At 71.4% G+C, this 18,557-nt stretch carries 15 protein-coding genes; 7 read left to right on the top strand and 8 right to left on the bottom strand.

Annotated features, from left to right (window positions below):
* The first annotated feature begins 19 nt into the window (after positions 1–19).
* The 6 genes from DEJ43_RS33870 to DEJ43_RS33845 all read left to right on the top strand — a co-directional run bounded on the left by DEJ43_RS33870 (position 20) and on the right by DEJ43_RS33845 (position 7,663).
* Positions 20–1,258, top strand: a complete 1,239-nt coding sequence (locus DEJ43_RS33870; RefSeq protein ID WP_041663198.1) for an acyl-CoA dehydrogenase family protein — start codon at positions 20–22, stop codon at positions 1,256–1,258.
* Positions 1,258–2,358, top strand: a complete 1,101-nt coding sequence (locus DEJ43_RS33865; RefSeq protein WP_041663197.1) for a phosphotransferase family protein — start codon at positions 1,258–1,260, stop codon at positions 2,356–2,358. Before DEJ43_RS33870 ends, DEJ43_RS33865 begins: the two co-directional genes overlap by 1 nt.
* A gap of 143 nt (positions 2,359–2,501) precedes the next feature.
* Positions 2,502–2,777, top strand: a complete 276-nt coding sequence (locus DEJ43_RS33860) for a hypothetical protein (protein WP_015037950.1) — start codon at positions 2,502–2,504, stop codon at positions 2,775–2,777.
* Positions 2,777–4,417: a sodium:solute symporter family transporter gene (locus DEJ43_RS33855; RefSeq protein WP_015037949.1), complete on the top strand. Its 1,641-nt coding sequence runs from the start codon at positions 2,777–2,779 to the stop codon at positions 4,415–4,417. The genes DEJ43_RS33860 and DEJ43_RS33855 overlap by 1 nt, the downstream gene beginning before the upstream one ends.
* Before the next feature lie 150 nt (positions 4,418–4,567).
* Positions 4,568–5,434, top strand: a complete 867-nt coding sequence (locus DEJ43_RS33850) for a phytanoyl-CoA dioxygenase family protein (RefSeq protein WP_015037948.1) — start codon at positions 4,568–4,570, stop codon at positions 5,432–5,434.
* 48 nt (positions 5,435–5,482) lie between these two features.
* Positions 5,483–7,663 (top strand): ATP-binding SpoIIE family protein phosphatase, encoded by a 2,181-nt coding sequence (locus DEJ43_RS33845; protein ID WP_015037947.1) that lies wholly within the window; start codon positions 5,483–5,485, stop codon positions 7,661–7,663.
* A gap of 48 nt (positions 7,664–7,711) precedes the next feature.
* On the opposite strand, the gene DEJ43_RS33840 is transcribed toward DEJ43_RS33845, so the two are convergent.
* From DEJ43_RS33840 to DEJ43_RS33810, 7 genes are all read right to left on the bottom strand, one after another.
* Positions 7,712–8,401: a DUF1345 domain-containing protein gene (locus DEJ43_RS33840; protein ID WP_015037946.1), complete on the bottom strand. Its 690-nt coding sequence runs from the start codon at positions 8,399–8,401 to the stop codon at positions 7,712–7,714.
* 296 nt (positions 8,402–8,697) lie between these two features.
* Positions 8,698–10,035 carry an LLM class flavin-dependent oxidoreductase gene (locus tag DEJ43_RS33835; protein ID WP_015037945.1) on the bottom strand — a complete coding sequence of 446 codons (1,338 nt, stop codon included), beginning with the start codon at positions 10,033–10,035 and terminating at the stop codon, positions 8,698–8,700.
* Between the two features lie 10 nt (positions 10,036–10,045).
* Positions 10,046–11,047, bottom strand: a complete 1,002-nt coding sequence (locus DEJ43_RS33830) for an ABC transporter permease (protein WP_015037944.1) — start codon at positions 11,045–11,047, stop codon at positions 10,046–10,048.
* The gene (locus DEJ43_RS33825) at positions 11,044–11,868 is read right to left on the bottom strand and encodes an ABC transporter ATP-binding protein (RefSeq protein WP_015037943.1); all 825 of its coding nucleotides are present in this window, start codon (positions 11,866–11,868) and stop codon (positions 11,044–11,046) included. The genes DEJ43_RS33830 and DEJ43_RS33825 overlap by 4 nt, the downstream gene beginning before the upstream one ends.
* 5 nt (positions 11,869–11,873) lie before the next feature.
* Positions 11,874–12,911: an ABC transporter substrate-binding protein gene (locus tag DEJ43_RS33820; protein WP_015037942.1), complete on the bottom strand. Its 1,038-nt coding sequence runs from the start codon at positions 12,909–12,911 to the stop codon at positions 11,874–11,876.
* Between the two features lie 23 nt (positions 12,912–12,934).
* Positions 12,935–13,492, bottom strand: a complete 558-nt coding sequence (ssuE, locus tag DEJ43_RS33815; protein WP_015037941.1) for an NADPH-dependent FMN reductase — start codon at positions 13,490–13,492, stop codon at positions 12,935–12,937.
* Between the two features lie 20 nt (positions 13,493–13,512).
* On the bottom strand, positions 13,513–14,460 hold the full coding sequence (locus tag DEJ43_RS33810; protein WP_015037940.1) for a TauD/TfdA dioxygenase family protein: 948 nt from the start codon (positions 14,458–14,460) through the stop codon (positions 13,513–13,515).
* Positions 14,461–15,286: 826 nt separating this feature from the next.
* Here DEJ43_RS33810 and DEJ43_RS33805 point away from each other — a divergent pair.
* Positions 15,287–16,210 (top strand): formylglycine-generating enzyme family protein, encoded by a 924-nt coding sequence (locus tag DEJ43_RS33805; protein ID WP_041663194.1) that lies wholly within the window; start codon positions 15,287–15,289, stop codon positions 16,208–16,210.
* Between the two features lie 43 nt (positions 16,211–16,253).
* Here DEJ43_RS33805 and DEJ43_RS33800 read toward each other — a convergent pair whose 3' ends face one another.
* Positions 16,254–18,485, bottom strand: coding sequence for a sulfatase family protein (locus DEJ43_RS33800; protein ID WP_015037938.1), 2,232 nt, complete (start codon positions 18,483–18,485; stop codon positions 16,254–16,256).
* Positions 18,486–18,557 lie beyond the last annotated feature (72 nt).

Raw genomic sequence — 18,557 nt, 5'->3', positions numbered from 1 at the left:
CCTCCCACAAAGGACAGCCATGACTACCCCTGACCTTCCGCCGGAGCTCGCGGAGCTGCGCGAGCGCACGCGCCGGTTCATCCGGGAGACCGTCGTCGACGCCGAGCCCGTACCGGGAGGGCGCCTCGACCAGGCCACTCGCGACCGGCTACAGGCCGCGGCGAAGGAGGCCGGCGTCTTCGCGCCGCTCGTGCCGAAGGAGTACGGCGGACAGGGACTGGCCATCGAGCACTGGTCGCCGATCCTGCAGGAGGCCGGATACTCGCCGATCGGCCCCGTCGCGCTCAACTGCATGGCCCCCGACGAGGGAAACATGCACATGCTCAACCTCATCGCCACCGAGGAGCAGAAGAAGCACTACCTCGCACCTCTGGCGGCGGGCGACGTCCGGTCCTGCTTCGGCATGACCGAGCCCCACCCCGGAGCGGGATCCGACCCGGCCGCGCTGCGGACCACCGCCGTACGCACCGACGGCGGCTGGATCATCGACGGCCACAAGCGGTTCACCAGCGGAGCCGTCGGTGCCGCGTTCTGCATCGTCATGGCGCGCACCCCGGCCGTCGACGGCTCCCCCGAAGGGGCCACCATGTTCCTCGTCGACCTGACGAACCCCGGGATCCGGGTCGGCGAGGCGATCCACACGGTCGACCGTTCCATCGACGGCGGCCACCCCCACCTGTACATCGAGAACTGCTTCGTCCCCGACGACGCGGTCCTCGGCGAGGTCGGACTCGGCTTCCGGTACGCGCAGGTACGGCTCGGCCCCGCGCGGCTCACGCACTGCATGCGGTGGCTGGGGCTGGCACGCCGGGCGCACGACATCGCCCTCGACCGGGCCGCGAAGCGGGAGCTGTTCGGCGGTCCGATCGACTCGCTCGGCCTGGCCCAGCACCTGATCGCCGAGTCCGTCATCGACATCGAGACCTCCGACGCGATCATCAGCAAGACCGCGGCCCTGCTGCACAGCGACCCGAAGGCGGGCTCGGCGATGTCCTCGGTCGCGAAGGTCCACTGCTCGGAGGCGATCCACCGGGTGATCGACCGTGCCGTCCAGATCTGCGGCGGCGACGGCGTCTCCGACGGACTCCCGCTGGCCCAGTACCTGAACGAGGTCCGCCCGTTCCGCATCTACGACGGCTCGAACGAGACCCACCGGTGGGCCATCGCCCGCCGGGCCTCCGCCGGCCGGCGCGCCACCGTCCGGGCCGGTGAGCGATACCTGGGCGACGCCGTCGTCGGCCGGGACGGAGGCGCGTGATGCACACCGTCCCCGACGGCGTGGAAGTCGTCGCGAGCCGCGACGGCGCCCGCCACCTCGACAGTCCTCCGCTCCTGGTGCTCGACGCGGTCACCGGCTTCCTCGACGCACACGGCATCGGCAGCGGGCCGATCGCGTGGCAACGCATCGGCGACGGCCACTCCAACGTCACCTATCTGATCGAACGCGGCGGCGAGTCCGTCGTCCTGCGCCGCGGCCCGCGCCCGCCGCTGCCGAAGTCGACGCATGACATGGTGCGCGAGGCGCGCATCCAGAAGATCCTCCACGGGCACGGGGTGCCGGTGCCGGAGATCCTCGCCGTCTGCGAGGACGAGGACGTCCTGGGCGTGCCGTTCTACCTCATGGCCCGGCTCGACGGCACGATCGTCACCGACACGATCCCGCCCCACCTCTCCCCCGCCGAACAGCGCCGGCTGACCAGCGAGGCGGTCGTCGACACCCTCGTCGCCCTGCACGGCATCGACGTCACCCGGGGGGAGCTCGCCTCCCTGGGCCTGCCCGAGGGGTATCTCCGGCGGCAGGTCGAGCGGTTCCGCGGCCTCTGGGAGGTCAACACCACCCGCAGCCTGCCCGCGGTGGAGCGCATCGCGGACTGGCTCGCCCAGAACCTGCCGACGAGCCAGGCGGCCTCGGTGGTGCACGGCGACTACCGCATGGGCAACCTCATGTTCGCCCCGCAGGCCCCGGCCGAGGTCCTCGCGATCCTCGACTGGGAGATGGCCACGCTCGGCGACCCGCTCGCGGACCTGGGGTACCTCACCGCCACCTGGTCCGAGGCCGGCAGCCCTGCCACCCCGCTCGAACTCACCAAGGTGACCCGCTCACCCGGCTACCTCACCCGGGGCCGGCTGGCAGAGCGCTACCAGCGCCGCACGGGCCTCGATCTCACTCCGCTCCCCTGGTACCAGACCCTCGCCCTGTGGAAGGCGGCGATCTTCTGCGAGGCCATCCACACCCGCTGGCAGCGGGGCGAGCGTCCCCATGACACGGTCTTCGGACCGTCGCTCGAAACGGGTGTCCCCCGGCTCCTGGAGCGGGCCGGGCACTACGCCAGCCTGACGGCGGCCAACCGCCGCTGACGCCCGACGGCGCGCGGTGAGCATGGCTTCCGACCGGTACGGAGCACGGCTGCCCGGCTCCCTCACCCGTCCTCGACGGCTGCGACCGTCCCGCGCCCCCGCGCGCCGAGTCCGTCTTCCTCGTTCTTCCCGAGAGAGGTCCCGTGCCCTCCGATTCCTCCCAGCGTTCCCGCCGTGACACCCGGATGCTGGTCACTGTCAACGCGCTGCCGCTCGCCGTCGGTGTCCTGCTCTCCTGCTCCACATCCCTTGGAGAGATCTCGGTATACGGCCGTCTCACCCTCGCCCTCACATGGGCGTTCGCCCAGCTGGTCGTCCTCGTCGGCGGGACCTGGTGGTACGAGTACCGGGCCGCTTCCTCCTTCGAAGCGGCCCCGGCGACGACGGCCGCCTCCCGTTCGGCCGGGGGCGCGTGGTGATGACGCACCTCCTGAGCGTCGGCTCGCCCGACCTCATCGGCACCGCCGCGAGGGGCGCGGTCATCAGCGCCTTCCTCGTCTTCATCGGCCTCTGCCTCCTGTGGGTCTTCACGCTCGCCACGCAGGACGACGACCCGGAACGCCTCTACGTCGCCGGCCGGGCCCTCCCGCCCGTCTTCAACGGTGTCGCGATGGCGGGGGAACAGATCACGGTCATCATCCTGGTCTCGCTGCCGGGAGCGATCGCCCTCTTCGGCTACGACGGCGTCTCGACCGCCGTCGACAGCGCCCTCGCACTCGGCGTCTTCCTGCTCCTCGCCTCCAGGATTCGCGCGACCCGCCGCTACACCCTGGGCGAGCTGTTCTCCCTGCGTGCCGAGGGGCCGGGAGTACGGATCGCCGGCGCCGTGGTGACCCTGTGCATCGCCGTGCCCCTGCTCATGGTGCAACTGCGTGCCGGCGGCATCACCACCGCCCTTCTCATCGGCATGCCGAGCGAGCGGGCCCAGGTGGTGTGCACGGTGCTGATGGGGTTCCTGGTCACGTGTTTCGCGGGGGTGGCCGATCTGCGCGGGACCAGTTTCGTGCAGGTCGTCAAAGTGCCCGTAGCCCTGGCGACGCTCGCCGCGGTGACCCTGCTGGCGCTCCGCGCTTTCGACTGGAGTCCCGGATCCCTGCTGACGGCGGCCATCGACAAGAGCGTGTCACCGGGCGGATACCTCAGCCCCGGACTGTGGGAGCACTCCGCCGGAGGCGGACCGCTCGGCACACTCAGTGACCACATCGTCGTCGTCCTCGGAACCGCGATGATGCCCCACCTGCTCCTGCGCGTCAGCGCCGGGCGCGACGTGCCCGCCGCCCGGCGTTCACTGAGCGTCGCCGTCGTGCTGACCGGCCTCTTCTACCTGCTGCTGATCACGACCGGTTTCGCCGCTGCCGCGGTGGTGGGCAGCGGACGGATCGGAGCGGTCGACGTGAAGGGGCAGGGCGCCCCGCTCCTCCTGGCGTCGGAGGTCCTCCCCCACCACTCCACCGGCCGGGTCGTGCTCATCACCCTCGTGGCCTGTGTCGCCTTCCTCGCCGTGCTCACGGCCGTGGCGAGCGTGACCTTCGCCGCCGCCGTCTCCGTGACCCGCGACCTGCTCGGGCGGAAGGGCCGTGCCCGGATCGGGATCGGAGAGCCGGCGGTCCTGCGGCTGTCCGTCGTCGCGCTCTGCGCCGTGAGCCTTCTCCTCACCACCGCCGTACACCGCTATCCCATCGAGTTCCTGCTCACCTTCTCGCTGAGCCTCGCGGCCACATGCGTGTTCCCCGCGGTCGTCTACTCCTTCCTCTGGATCGGCTTCAACCGCGACGGGCTGCTGTGGCTCGTCTACGGAGGGCTGTCCCTGTGCGCCCTCCTGACCCTCGCCTCCCCCGCCGTGTCCGGGACGAAATACGCGCTGCTGCCGGAGCAGGACTTCAACCTGTTCCCGCTCCACACCCCCGGCCTGGTCTCCGTACCGGCGGCCTTCCTCCTCGGCTGGCTCGGCAGCGCACGTCCCTGGGAGCGGACCACACACCACCGGCACCCGGCGTGGGGGCCCACCCCTGCCCGTAACGCCCCCGGAGCTCGTACCGACTCCGCAAGGACGCCGTAAGCGGATACCTCCGCCGTGCCCGTGACCGGACTGTGCGCTGTGCACCGGGCCCGGGCGAAGCAGGTGCCCGCTGTCGTTCTCGCCCACGGCACTGGCTGGCGACAGTGAGACGACCACCACAGGAACAACGCAGATCGAGGAAGAGGACACATGACCACACAGAAGAAGGCCCAGGCACTGACATCCGTGGCGAACGACACGCCGGCGGAGGAGATCCTCAAGATCGTGACCCGTGACGGCGGGGTCATCATCAAGGGCTTCCTGACGCAGGAGCAGATCGTCCGCTTCAACTCCGAGATCGAGCAGCCGCTGCGGGCGCTCGCCCCGGGGTCCACCCACGAGAACGAAATCGTGGCCGCGTTCCACGGCAGCAACACCAAGCGCCTCACGAACCTGGTGACGCACAGCGCCACGTTCCGCAGCGAGATCATCGACCACCCCCTGGTCCACGAGATCAGCGACCTGGTCTTCCTCCAGGAGTCGGGCACGTACTGGATGACCACCGCCCAGGTGATCGAGATCGGCCCCGGCAACAAGGCGCAGATGCTCCACCGTGACCTGGAGAACTGGTTCCCGTTCATCGGGATGGGGCCCGGCGGCCCGGAGGTCACCATCAACTTCCTGGTCGCCCTGACCGACTTCACGGAGGAGAACGGCGCCACCCGCGTCATCCCCGGAAGCAACCACTGGAGCGACTTCGAGGACCGCGGGACCCCCGAGCAGACGATCCCCGCCGTCATGAACGCCGGGGACGTCCTTCTCTTCAGCGGCAAGACCGCGCACGGCGGCGGAGCGAACCGGACCGGCGACGAGTACCGGCGCGGCCTCGCCTTCGCGTTCAACGCGGGCTTCCTCACGGGTGAGGAGGCGTACCCCTTCCTCGTCGACAGGGAGCTCGCCAAGACGCTCTCGCCGCGCGTCCAGCGCATGCTCGGCTTCCGCTCCCAGTACCCCACGGGCTCTCCCGGCCTGTGGCAGGTCGACTACGCCGACCTGGGTGACCACCTCGGCCTCTGATAGCCGGGCCGCCCCGAAGTCGCCGCAACTGTCCGAGGAGCGCACGCCATGGCTTTCCCGTACATTCGCACTATGGGAACCGATGTCGATGCGTTCCTTGGTCAGCTGGCCCGCCACCTCAGACCCGAGGTGAACAAGCTGGCCGCCCTGCTGCTCCAGCGCCTGAACGGCGAACTCCCCGAGCTGTGGGAGATCGCGGACATCGAGGCCCTGACCCTGGAGGAGACGGCCCAGCACGTCACCGCCCTCCTTGATCTCCTGGAGGCCCACCCCGGCGCGAGCGCACCGGAAGCCCCTCCGGCCGCCTTGGACATCGCCCGCCTCTACGCCCGGCGGGGGATCCCGGTGAGCCGGCTCCTGCGTGCCTACCGGCTCGACCATCTCACCCTGCTCGAACAGCTACAGGCCGAGGCTCCCCGCCTCACCGGCGACTGGCACATGATCAACCAGGCCACGATGAGGCTGGTCGCGATCGGTTTCGACTACGTGGACCGTTCCTCGGAAGAGGTCGTCGCCGCCTACCAGGAGGAACGCGACCGTCTGCTGCAGCGTCGGCTCGCCCTCACCGACAGGGCGAGCAAGCGGATCGGGACCACGCTCGACATCTCCCGCACCGCGGAGGAGCTGACGGAGGTCTGCACCGAGGACTTCGCCGACCTCGTCACCGTCGACCTCTTCGACTCCGCGCTCGACGAAACCGGCACCGGCCCGCCGGAAGCCCTGACGCAGCGCCGCGTCGCCCAGCGCTCCGTCCTCGACGACTGTCCCGAGTCCCTGCTCCGCGTCGGTGAGACCCACACCTACCCCGACGACTCGGCCCCGGTACGCGCACTGACCACCGGACGATCCGTCCTGCACCACATCGCGGGGACCGAGATGCCCCCGTGGGTGGCACCGTCGGAGTCCCACGGCCGAGTACTGCGCGGCCTCGGTCTTCACTCCGTACTCCTCGTGCCTCTGCACGCCCGTGGGGAGACCCTCGGCCTGGTGCAGTTCGTACGCCATCGCACCTCGGCCCCCTTCGACGACGACGATCTGCTGCTGGCGCAGGAGATCGCCTCCAGGGCGGCGGTGTCCATCGACAACGCCCGCCGGTACACCCATGAGCGTTCCACCGCGCTCGCCCTCCAACAGACCCTGCTGCCGCGGAACACGGTGCGGCACTCGGCCGTCGAAACCGCCTCGCGTTACCTGCCCGCCGGGTCCCGCGCCGGCGTGGGCGGCGACTGGTACGACGTCATTCCCCTGTCCGGGGCCCGCGTCGCGCTGGTCGTCGGCGACGTGGTCGGCCACGGCCTGCACGCCGCCGCCACCATGGGCCGGCTCCGCACGGCCGTCCGCGCCTTCGCCGACATCGACCTCATGCCCGATGAACTCCTCACCCACCTGGACGACGTGGTCATCCGCATGCAGCGCGAGGAGTCGCCGGACGAGGGCGAGACCAGCGCCACCTGCCTGTACGCGATCTACGACCCCGTCTCCCGCCGGTGCTCCCTGGCCAGTGCCGGCCATGTCCCACCGACCGTCGTAACCCCCTCGAAGATCAGCGAGGCCTTGCCGGAGGTACCGATCGGACCCCCTCTCGGCCTCGGTGGACTCCCCTTCGAAACCGCGGAGTTCGAGCTGCCGGAGGACAGCCTGCTGGTCCTGCACACCGATGGCCTGATCGCCGGCCGCACGCGCGACGTGGACCAAGGACTCGCCACGCTGCGCGACGTCCTCACCTCGGCGCCGGACTCGCTGGAGGAGACCTGCGACCGACTCCTGGCCGCACTGCTGCCCGGCCGCCCCGCCGACGACGTCGCCCTGCTCGTCGCCCGGACCCACGCCCTCGACCCGGACCACGTCGCCACGATGGACCTCCCGTCCGACCCGGCAGCCGTGTCCGGGGCCCGCCGCTTCGCCTCCGACGTCCTGGCGAACTGGGAGCTGGAAGAACTGGCCTTCACCACGGAGCTGGTCGTCAGCGAACTGGTGACGAACGCGATCCGCTACGGCAAGAGCCCCGTCCAGCTGCGGCTGATCCTCCAGTCGACGCTCACCTGCGAGGTCTCGGACGCCAGCAGCACCGCCCCGCACCTGCGCCGCGCCCGCACCTTCGACGAAGGCGGCCGCGGCCTGCTCCTGGTGGCCCAGTGCGCGGAGCGCTGGGGGACGCGACACGGTCGCGAGGGAAAGGTCATCTGGGCCGAGCAGGCTCTCCCGGCGGGCAGTGGAGCGACCCTCTGACGAACGAGACACCGATCGGACCGCGAAGGCGGGAGGCGGCAGCCTGTTTCAGGCGCCCTGCCCGCTGTCCAGCGCCGCGACCATGCCGGCCACGATCACCGTGTTGAAGACGAACGCGATGGTCGCGTTGGCCGCCACCGTCCGGCGCATCTCCCGCGACATCACCGTGACGTCCGTCGTCCCGAACGTCGTCATGACCGACAGGGCGAAGTACACGTAGTCGGCCCAGGCCGCCGTCTCCCCGCCCGGGAAGTCCAGCGCCGTCTCGTCCTCCACGAGGTTGTCGGCGTAGAACGCCACCGTGAAGGCGGCCAGAACGCAGATCCAGGCCACGGCGACGAGACCGAGCGCCATCAGAACCCGCGCGCCCGCCGGGAAGGCGGAACCCAGATGCCCGGGACGCCACGCCGCCGACACCACGAGCGCCGCCGACGCGATGAGGACCGACACACCGGGCCCGGGTGCGGTCCCCAGGAGATAGCGCTGCAACACGGTGCCTCGCGACTCCCGTCGGGCCCACTCGCGGATCCGCTCCGGCGGCGCGGCCGAGAAGGCCTTCAGGGTGACCACCAGGTAGCAGAGCAGGTAGGCGAAGAGTGCCACGACACCGACGTCGGCGCTGGAGGCCGACACCACCCCTGGCGCGAGAACCCCGAGCAGAACCAGGAGCACGGCGACGCAGAGCCCGACGACCGTGCTCACCGCGGACCGGCGGCGCTCGGAGAGCCATGAACACACCGGCGATGCCTCCTCTCGGACGCCCCCGCGCATCCGACGACAACCACTCGGCCCCGCGGAGGAAGGTGGATCAGAGCGTGATCGTACGAGAGAGCGGACGCCGGTGCCGCCGACGACCCGACGACGCACGGGACACCCGTGATCCCCGGCCCCACCGGCTCACCGACACCACGGTCTCCCCTCCGCAGCAGCCGCTGCGCAGGACCGTGCCCCGTCGAGCTGACGCGCGACGGGGCACGGCAAGGGCTGCCGGATCGATCAATGGTGTCCGTGGCGGGCCGCCCCGCCCGGCTCACCTATGCGCCGTCCCGCGCGTAGCGGTTGGCCGGGCGCGGCAGGCCGTAGTTCTCGCGGAGAGTGCGGGCCGTGTACTCGGTGCGGAAGAGGCCGCGGCGCTGGAGGATCGGGACGACGTGGTCGACGAAGTCGGTCAGGCCGGTCGGCAGGACGGGGGCCATGATGTTGAAGCCGTCGGCGGCTCCCTGTGTGAACCACTCCTCCAGCTGGTCGGCGATCTGCTCGGGGGTGCCGGCGAAGGTGCGGTGGCCGCGGCCGGCGCCGAGGCGGGCGATCAGGTCGCGCAGGTTCAGCCCGTCGCGGCGGGCGAGCTCGGCGACGAGCGTGAAGCGGCTCTTGTTGCCGTTGATGTCCCGCTCCTCCGGGAGGTCGGGCAGCGGGCCGTCCAGGGGCAGGCCGGTGAGGTCCACGTTCAGCATGCCGGAGAGCTGGGCGAGGCCGTACTCGGGGATCTGGAGGTCGGTGAGCTGCTGTTCGAGGGCCTTCGCCTCGGCCTCGGTGGACCCGATGACGGGGGCGATGCCGGGCAGGACGAGCAGGTCGCTCTCGGCGCGGCCGTACCGGGCCAGCCGGGACTTGAGGTCCTTGTAGAAGGTCTGGCCGTCGGCGAGGGTCTGCTGGGCGGTGAAGACGGCCTCGGCGTACTGGGCGGCGAACTCCTTGCCGTCCTCGGAGGATCCGGCCTGTACGAGCAGCGGGTACCCCTGCGGGGAGCGCGGTACGTTGAGCGGTCCGGCGACGCCGAAGTGCTCGCCGCGGTGGGCGGCGGGGTGGAGCTTGTCGGTGTCGGCGTAGATGCCGCGCTCCTTGTCGAGGACGATCGCGTCGTCCTCCCAGCTGTCCCAGAGCTTGAGGGCGACGTCGAGGAACTCGCGGGCCCGCTCGTAGCGGCGGGCATGCTCCAGGTGCTCGTCGCGGTTGAAGTTGCGGGCTTCGTCGACGCTGCCGGAGGTGACGATGTTCCAGCCGGCGCGGCCGCCGCTGATGTGGTCGAGGGAGGCGAACTTCCGGGCCAGGTTGTAGGGCTCGTTGAAGGTGGTGGAGACGGTGGCGATCAGTCCGATGTGCTCGGTGACGGCGGCGATCGCGGAGAGCAGGGTGAGCGGCTCGAAGCCGCCGATGGCGTTGTAGCGGGCCTTGCCCCAGAGCGCGACCCCGTCGGCGAAGAAGATCGAGTCGAGCCTGCCGCGCTCGGCGGTGCGGGCCAGCTCCTGGAAGTACCGCAGGTCGGTCGCGCGTTCGGGGCTGCTGTCGGGGTGGCGCCAGGCGGCGTCGTGGTGCCCGGCGTTCATGAGGAACGCGTTGAGGTGGAGGGTCCGGGGCGTCTGGTCGGTCATGTGGGTTTCCCTAGGAAGAGGCGGGGACGCGCCAGAGGCTGAGGCGGCGTTCGACGGTGACGAGGAGCTGGTTGAAGGCGACGCCGATGGCGGAGATCGTGATGATGCCCGCGTACATCTGCGGGATCGCGAAGTTGAACTGCGAGGCGTTGATCAGGTAGCCGAGGCCCGCCTTGGCGCCGATCATCTCGGCGGCCACGAGGACGAGGATGGACACGGCCCCGGCGAGCCGGATGCCGGTGAAGACGGCCGGCACGGAGGCCGGGAGGATCACCTTCTGGAAGAGCCTCGGGGTGGACAGGTCCATCGAGCGTCCCAGCCTGATCAGAGTGGGGTCGGCGTTGCCGACGGCGCTGATGGTGTTCAGCAGGATCGGCCACACGCAGGCGTAGACGACGATGGAGACCTTCGACGTCTCCCCGATGCCGAGCAGCAGCACGAAGACCGGCAGCAGGGCGAGGGCCGCGGTGTTCCGGAACACTTCGAGCAGCGGGCCGAGGACCGCGGCCACGGGCCGGTACCAGCCGATGAGCAGGCCGAGCGGGACGGCGACGGCCACGGCGATCCCGAAGCCACCAAGGGAGCGGGTCAGGCTGGCCGAGGTGTGCTCGACGAGCTGGCCGTTGCCCAGCAGCTCCCACCAGGCCTCGCCGACCACGCTGACGGGCGGCAGGAAGGTGGCGTCGACCAGGCCGAGCCGGGGGGCGGCCTCCCATACGGCGAGCAGGGCGAGCAGGGCGGCCGAGCGCAGTCCGGCGGCCTTCAGCCCCCGTGCCAGTGCCCGGACGAGCCGCCGGGCGCGCGGGGCCGTCGAGGCCGGGGCCTTGAGCGGGTCGCCGGCCGCCGGGGACGCGGGGTCCCGGACGGCGGCCGGGGCCGCGGGCGAAGCCGGGGGCCCGCTCGCGTCCTGCTCCGGCGCCGTCGCCGGGGTCGCGGGGGTTCGGACGTCGTCGACGGATCCCGCCAGGGCGGTGGCGCCCGGGGTGCTCGCGAGGGTGGTGTCGGTGGTCATACGGTGGCCTCCTCCTTCTCCAGTTGCTGCGCGCGCGCCACCTCGTCGTGGAGCAGGGTCCAGATCTCGTGGCGATAGCGGGCGAACTCCGGGCTGGACCGCAGGTCCTCGCCCTGGAGTCCGGCGGTGCGGGCCTCCCCGAAGGAGATGGGGACGACCTCCTTGATGCGCCCGGGGCGGGAGGTCATGACGGCCACCTTCTGACCGAGGTAGACCGCCTCCTCGATGCCGTGCGTGATGAAGACGACCGTCTTGCCCGTGCGCTGCCAGATGCGGCGCAGTTCGTCCTGGAGGGACTCCCTGGTCTGGGCGTCGAGTGCGGCGAACGGCTCGTCCATCAGCAGCACGTCCGGGTCGTACGCCAGCGAGCGGGCGATCGCGACGCGCTGGCGCATGCCGCCGGAGAGCTCGTGGGGGTGCCGGTCCTCGAATCCGGTGAGTCCGACCAGTTCGAGGAACTCCCGTGCCCGGTCCGTCCGTTGGCGTCGCGGTACGCCGGTCGCCTCCAGGCCGAATTCGACGTTTCCGAGCGCCGTCCGCCAGGGCAGCAGCGCGTACTGCTGGAAGACGATGCCCCGGTCGAGGCCGGGTCCGGTGACCGGCTTGCCGTCGAGCAGGATCCGGCCGGACGTCGGCCGGGACAGGCCGCCGAGGAGGTCCAGGAGGGTGGACTTCCCGCAGCCGCTGGGACCCACGACGACCACGAACTCCCCGGCCTGGATCTCCAGGTCGACGCTGTCGAGTGCGGTGAACTCCTCTTTGTTCTTCCCTCCCTTGGCCGGGAAGGCCTTCGTCACTCCCTCGAACACGATCTTCGCCATGCCGGTCAGCCCTTCCCGTAACCGTTGAACTCGTTGGTGTAGAGGTCGGACGGCTTGAGCTGCCCCTTCTTGATCTCGCCGCGCTCACCGAGCCAGTCGAGCCAGAGCTGGAACTCCTTGTCGGGTATCCGGCCGCCCGTCTCGGCGATCCCGTAGGAGCGCCAGTACTGCAGGGCGGTGGTGTCCTCGTTGCGGCCGCGCTTCTTGACGATCTCCGTCATCCGCGCGACGACCTTGTCGCGTGGAGTGGTGCGGGACCACTCGATGGCCTTGGCCACGCCGGTCGTGAAGGTCCGTACGGTGTCCGGGTTCTGCTTGATGAAGCGCTCGGTCATGATGTACGTGCCCGCGCTGAACGGGCCGAGGAGCTCGACGTCCGTGAAGAGCGGGCGGATGCCGCCGCCGGCGACGGCCTTGTCGCGCAGGATGCCGGTGAGCACGCCGACCTCGATCTGCTTCTGGCGAAGTGCCTGCTCGGTGTTGACCGGTGGCACCACGAGGGGTTCGACCTTCCCCGCGTCGGCCTTGGAGAGGCCGTTGCGGCTGAGGTAGGTGTCGAGCAAGGCCTGATAGTGGGCGCCGAGGGTGTTCATCCCGACCTTCTTGCCGATCAGGTCCCGGGCGGAGCGGATCGGGCTGTCCTCCAGGACGAAGTAGCCGGCGTAGGAGTATCGGTCCGAGCCGTAGGAGGAGATGACGGCCTTGATCGGCGCCTTCGCGGCGGCGAGCTTGATGACCGCGCCGTTGAAGGCGCTGCCGAAGTGCGTCTGGCCGGTGGCGGCGGACTGGATGTCCTGCGGGCCGCTGATGGTGTTGCCGACCCATTCGAGCTTGACGTCCTCGAAGTAGCCGAGGTCGGCGGCGAGTTCGGGGAGAGAGACCGCGCCGACCGAGCCCTGGTACTTCAGGGTCTTGATCTGCGCGCCGGTGCCCGATCCGCCGCCGGCGGTGGCCGTGCCGCAGCTCACCGCGGCCGCCGATATGCCGAGCAGGGTGAGGAACTGGCGACGGGAGGTGGGGGACGAGGTGAAGGCTGCGGCCATGACGGTTCCTTGTGGGTGCGGGGTTACGGGGTGGCGGTGAGCTCGGCGGCGGGGGCGTGGCGCAGGGCGTCGGCGAACTCGTCGACGGCCTGGTAGAGGTCCAGCTCCGCCTCGGGGCGCAGCCGGTCGGGGCCACTGCCGCGCTCGACGGAGGAGTCGAGGACGAACCGGCCCGCCGTGACGTGCCGGGCGCCGAGCGCGGCGAGCACGGGGCGCAGGGCGTAGTCGATGGTCAGGACGTGGGCGAGGCTGCCGCCGGTGACGAGCGGCAGTACCGTCTTGCCGGCGAGGCCGTCCTGCGGGAGCAGGTCGAGGAAGGCCTTGAGCAGGCCGGTGTACGAGGCCTTGTAGACCGGGGTCGCGATGACCAGGCCGTCGGCCGCGGCGACGGCTTCGAGCGCCCGGCGGATGGCCGGCTCGCCGCGGCGGGCGGAGAGCAGGTCGGCGGCGGGCAGGTCGCGTACGGAAAGGTGCGCGGTCTCGAAACCGGAGTGCGCCAGGCGGCGCGCCACGTGGTCGGAGACGACGGCGGTACGGGAGTGGGCGGAGGGGCTGCCGGTGATGGCGAGCAGGTTGGGCACGGGGGCTCCTTGCGGGACGGTCAGACGGCGGTCGAAGCTCCGGAGGCGATGCCGAAGGCAGGGGCCGGAACGGTCTCGGGGCTGATCAGGCGGGACGGCGTCCCGTCGGGCCCGACCGGGACGTCCCCGTCGACCGTCACGCGGCGCAGGGTGCGCTCGTGCTCGTCGGAGTCGTCCACGCCGTAGTGCTGGGTGGCGCGGTTGTCCCAGATCGCGACGTCACCGGCGCGCCACTGCCAGCGCACGGTGTTCTCGGGGCTCTCGATGTGGGCCTGGAAGAGGTCCAGCAGGGCGCGCGAGTCGCGGCCGGTGAGCCCGGCGATGCGCTGGACGAAGTTGCCGAGCAGCAGGGTGCGTTCGCCGGTCTCGGGGTGGACGCGGACCACCGGGTGTTCGGTGAGGAACGAGGTGGAGGTGAACACCTCGCGGTACTGGGCCAGGGCCTCGGGGAGCGCGTCGGGCTTGAGGGCGGCGTAGTCGTACTCGTTCGAGTGAAGCGCGCGCAGGCTGTCGGCGAGGGCCCGCAGGGGCTCGGGAAGGCCGGCGTAGGCGGTGGCCGTGTTGGCCCAGAGGGTGTTGCCGCCGTACGGGGGGATGGTCACGGCGCGAAGGATGGAGAAGGCGGGGTAGGCGGGGACGAAGGTGACGTCGGTGTGCCACTGGTTGGCGCGGGCACCGTGGTGGGAGTCGATGCCGAGGGCGTAACGCCCGTCCGCGGAGGGGACGGTGGGGTGCGCGACGGGCGCGCCGAGCAGCTGGGCGAACGCCTCGTGCGCGGCCTCGTCGAGGTGGTCCTGGCCGCGGAAGAAGACGACCTTGTGGGCGAGCAGCGCGGCGCGGATCTCGGCGACGGTCTCCTTGGAGAGGTCCCCGCCGAGGCGGACGCCGCCGATCTCGGCGCCGATGCGGCCGCCGATCTTCGTGACGGTGAGGGAGCTGATTTCGGTCGTGACGGAGGCAGTGGTCATGGGAACTCCCTGTTCGAAGCGAATGAGTTGTTCACGCCGCGGAGGAGACGGCAGGAGACGGAGGTACGGACCCGACCGGCAGGCAGGAAGCGGCGCGGTACGACGCGATGCGAGGAGGAGGAGACGCGCGGGCCTGGCCTCGGGAACAAGAGGCCGGGAAGGCACCGGTCAGCGGGGGCTCGAAGCAGAGCGGCCGCCGGGGCAGGGGGACCGCCGGCCCGTGGGGTCCGTGAGCAGTGGGGCTCAGGCGCGGTACGGGGCCGGACAGCGGCCCGGACATCCGCCCGGCGCGGTGCACGGGCCGGAGATGTTGAGCCGCGGAGCGAGGAGTGCGTTCGCGGTCATGGCTGGGAGCCTGGCAGCGCGCCCATCCCCGGTCAACCCCCGCCGAAGACCCCCGGAGGGACCTCGACCGCGACCCCCGACTGCCTCTGCGCACCCCCTGTGAACTGGGGTTTTCCCGCATCCGACCACGGTGTACCCCGCCACCGAGACGGCCGAAAACGGTGGCCGGATTTCATGGCCCCGCAATGCGACCGCCACGCCGCTCCGGAGGCACGGCATGATCGTGGCCCGAAACCGACGTCGGGGGCCGCGCCACCGCCGTCTGCTCCCCGGCCACCACGGGAGGCGCGTCCGCGGACGCCGCGCGAGCCACGGCCGCGCGGAGTTCCGCATTTCACATGCCGTACATGGACCCGCCTCTCCCCCGCCCCTAGCCTCGGGACACCGCGACGGCGACGGCAGCGTGTCGGGCACGGGCCAGGTGAGGTTCCGCGCGTACGACGACCTTGCCGGCGACCCGACTCACACCGACGGAGCCTCCATGCCCTCCTGCTGCACCCCCGGACACGGTGACGCGCACGCCACCACGGTCGCGCTCGCGCTCGCCCCGGCGCCGCGGGGGCATGTCGCCGACCCCGAGCGTGCCGCCCGGCGGCTGATCGACCTGCCGGGCGGGCGCTTCCTCATGGGCACCGACGACCCCGAGGGCTTCCCGGCCGACGGCGAGGGCCCGGTGCGCGAGGCGGAGGTCGGCCCGTTCCGGATCGCCCCGACGACGGTGACCAACGCCCAGTTCGCCGCCTTCGTCGAAGCCACCGGCCACGTCACCGAGGCCGAACACTTCGGCTTCTCCTTCGTCTTCGGCGGCTTCCTGTCCGACGAGGTCGCCGCCGCGTCCCCGTCCGTCGCGGCCGTTCCGTGGTGGCGCGCCGTCACCGGCGCGACCTGGCGCCACCCGGAAGGCGCCGGGTCGTCCCTCGCCACCCGGCAGGACCATCCCGTCGTCCACGTCTCGTGGAACGACGCCCAGGCCTACTGCGCCTGGTCCGGCACCCGTCTGCCCACCGAGGCCGAATGGGAGTACGCGGCCCGCGGCGGGCTCGAGCAGCGTCGCTACCCGTGGGGCGACGACCTCGCCCCGGACGGCCGGCACATGTGCAACATCTGGCGGGGTGACTTCCCCACCCTGAACACGGCGGAGGACGGCTGGGCGGGCACGGCACCGGCGAAGTCCTTCCGCCCCAACGGCTTCGGCCTCTACAACGCCGTCGGCAACGTATGGGAATGGTGCGCCGACCGGTTCGCACGGGACACGGGCCGCGTGATGCGTGGCGGCTCCTACCTCTGCCATGACTCGTACTGCAACCGCTACCGGGTCGCGGCCCGCAGCTCCAACACTCCCGACAGCTCCACGGGCAACATCGGCTTCCGTGTGGCCGCCGACGGCACGACGCCCGGCCCCTAGGCGAACGACGGCCCCTGCCCGTGTGCGGTGCGGCGACCGTGTCTCAGACGACGGTCACCCGGGCGCGGGCCCATGACGTGTGGTCGAAGGCCGTGTTCCCGTTGGCGTCCTCGACGACCAGGTGCAGCAGCTTCACCCCGCGTACGTCGAGATCCACCGGCACGGGACCGCCCGCGCCCGTCAGCTTGCCGGAGGTGAACAGCACCTTCCCGTCGCCCAGTACCGAGGCCTTCGTCGCGCCGGTGGCGGACTGTTGCGTCGAGAAGTCGTCGATGCCGACGAGCGCGGTGAAGCGGTCCGCCGTTCCGCCGAGGTGGTAGACGATCTCGGAGGGTGCGTGGACGCCGAGGCCCTTCGCGTACGTCGCTCCGCCGAACGAGATCGGCGTGCCGTCCCCGGCCGCCTTGCGCCCGTTGGACCGGTCGCGTTCCACCGGGCCCCAGCCGTTGGTGGCCGACACCCACGGGAGATCGCTCAGATAGGCGTCGGCGACCGGCGCGGGCGGCACCGTGGACACCCGTTCCGTGGCGGAGTAGCGCAGCGGCCCGGTCGGTGACTCCGCGGTGCCGTCGACGGTCAGCGGCCAGCGCGTACCGGGGGCGGCCGTCGCCGGCGGGGTGACCCGCCAGGTCGTCGTCAGCGTGGAGCCGGCGGCCAGCAGCTCCTGACCGGTGGCGGTGGTCGCCTGTACGTGCCATGCCGCCGGGGCGTTCAGCGCGAGGAGTGCCCGGGTCCAGGCCTTGCCCGACCCGTTGCCCAGGGTCGCGGTGACGGTGAAGGCCCGACCGGGCACGGCGGGCCCCTGGACCTGGGCGCGGACTCCGAAGGGCTTTCGGACGTACGTGTCCGCCCAGGAGGAACGCATGAGGGCGACCAGGCCGGTCACCACGGACGGGTTGGCATCGGCGACGTCGTGCCGCTCGCCGACGTCGGAGGCGAGGTCGTACAGCTCGACCTGCCACTGCGAGTCGGGCAGCGCGTGGTCCCTGACGGGCGCGAACCGCACGGCCTTCCACCTGTCCTTGCGTACGGCCTCGGCCAGCCAGGTGGCGCGTCCGTGGTCCTCGGTGTCGGCGCGGCTGGTGACGCCGCGTTCGTCCCGGTACCAGTACAGGTGGTTGTGGCGTGCGGCGTCCGGGCTCCCCGCGAGCAGCGGGGCGGCCGACAGTCCGTCGATGTCCGTGGGCGCGGGCGCGCCGCCGAGTTCCGCCAGGGTGGGCAGCACATCGGTGAGCGAGGTGGGGCGGTCGCTGGTGCGGCCGGCGCCGATCCGGCTCGGGGACCAGGCGATCAGCGGGACGCGGATGCCGCCTTCGTAGAGGTTGCGCTTGTAGCCGCGCAGCGGACCGTTCGCGTCGAACAGGTCGGGGTTCACCCCTCCCTCCTCGTGCGGGCCGTTGTCGCTGGTGACGAGGACGACGGTGTTCTCGGCGATGCCGAGCGCGTGCAGCCGGTCGGTGACCTTGCCGACGAGCGTGTCGAAGTGGGTGATCTGGGCGGCGTGTCCCTTGTTCTGCTGGGTCCAGGTGCGGGAGGCGTACGCGCCGACGTCGGGAATGTCGCTCGGTGCGTGCGGCACGGTCGGCGTGAGGAAGAGCAGGAACGGCTCGGCGGCGTGGTCGTCGATGAAGTCCAGCGCGCGCTGCTCGATGAGCTGGGGTGCGTACGCGCCCTTCGCGCCGTCCGCGTTGGCGGCGATCGTCTCCTTGACGCCGTTGTGCCACAGGTACTGCGGGTAGTACTCGTGGGCATGACCGTGGTCGATGTATCCGTAGAACTCCTCGAAGCCGCGGGCATTGGGATGGCTGGGCTGGTCGCCCTCCTCCGGCCCGAAGCCCCATTTCCCGATGACCGCGGTCCGATAGCCGCGGGCGCGCAGCACTTCGGCGAAGGTGGTGTCACCGGCCCTCAGCGCGCCGGGAGCACCGTTGGGGTTGGCCCGGACCGGGGAGTGGCCGGTGTGCAGGCCGGTCAGCAGCGAGGCGCGGGACGGCGCGCAGACCGCGGCCGTCGCGTAGGCGTCGGTGAACCTCAGGCCCTCGGCGGCGAGCCGGTCGATCCGCGGCGTGGTGATCAGCTTCTGTCCGTAGGCGCCGAGGTCGCCGTAGCCGAGGTCGTCGGCGAGGATCACGACGAGGTTGGGCGTCGACGGGCCCGCGGTCGTCGCGGCCCCGGCCCCCTGGGTCGCCGCCCGGCTCTCCGGTGCGGCGGAGAGCGAGGCGATGCCGAGGGCGGCCGCGGAGGAGCCGGCGATGAAGTGGCGGCGGGTGGGCATCGGGGGCTCCTCGGCTCTCATGGACGGAGTCCGATCATGCGGAGAACACCCACCTGATGGCCATGCACATGG

It is taken from the genome of Streptomyces venezuelae ATCC 10712, assembly GCF_008639165.1.
Lineage (GTDB): Bacteria > Actinomycetota > Actinomycetes > Streptomycetales > Streptomycetaceae > Streptomyces > Streptomyces venezuelae.
The sequence above is the reverse complement of the archived record's forward strand: the minus strand, read 5'-3'. Positions and strand labels throughout refer to the sequence as shown.

What these genes read in the sequence shown, in the direction of transcription:
- DEJ43_RS33805 (WP_041663194.1), top strand. Translation starts at nt 15,287, where the DNA reads ATGCCCTCCTGCTGCACCCCCGGACACGGTGACGCGCACGCCACCACG.
- DEJ43_RS33820 (WP_015037942.1), bottom strand. Translation starts at nt 12,911, where the DNA reads ATGGCCGCAGCCTTCACCTCGTCCCCCACCTCCCGTCGCCAGTTCCTC.
- DEJ43_RS33845 (WP_015037947.1), top strand. Translation starts at nt 5,483, where the DNA reads ATGGCTTTCCCGTACATTCGCACTATGGGAACCGATGTCGATGCGTTC.
- DEJ43_RS33835 (WP_015037945.1), bottom strand. Translation starts at nt 10,035, where the DNA reads ATGACCGACCAGACGCCCCGGACCCTCCACCTCAACGCGTTCCTCATG.
- DEJ43_RS33865 (WP_041663197.1), top strand. Translation starts at nt 1,258, where the DNA reads ATGCACACCGTCCCCGACGGCGTGGAAGTCGTCGCGAGCCGCGACGGC.
- DEJ43_RS33855 (WP_015037949.1), top strand. Translation starts at nt 2,777, where the DNA reads ATGACGCACCTCCTGAGCGTCGGCTCGCCCGACCTCATCGGCACCGCC.
- DEJ43_RS33830 (WP_015037944.1), bottom strand. Translation starts at nt 11,047, where the DNA reads ATGACCACCGACACCACCCTCGCGAGCACCCCGGGCGCCACCGCCCTG.
- DEJ43_RS33800 (WP_015037938.1), bottom strand. Translation starts at nt 18,485, where the DNA reads ATGCCCACCCGCCGCCACTTCATCGCCGGCTCCTCCGCGGCCGCCCTC.
- DEJ43_RS33810 (WP_015037940.1), bottom strand. Translation starts at nt 14,460, where the DNA reads ATGACCACTGCCTCCGTCACGACCGAAATCAGCTCCCTCACCGTCACG.
- DEJ43_RS33870 (WP_041663198.1), top strand. Translation starts at nt 20, where the DNA reads ATGACTACCCCTGACCTTCCGCCGGAGCTCGCGGAGCTGCGCGAGCGC.
- DEJ43_RS33825 (WP_015037943.1), bottom strand. Translation starts at nt 11,868, where the DNA reads ATGGCGAAGATCGTGTTCGAGGGAGTGACGAAGGCCTTCCCGGCCAAG.
- DEJ43_RS33850 (WP_015037948.1), top strand. Translation starts at nt 4,568, where the DNA reads ATGACCACACAGAAGAAGGCCCAGGCACTGACATCCGTGGCGAACGAC.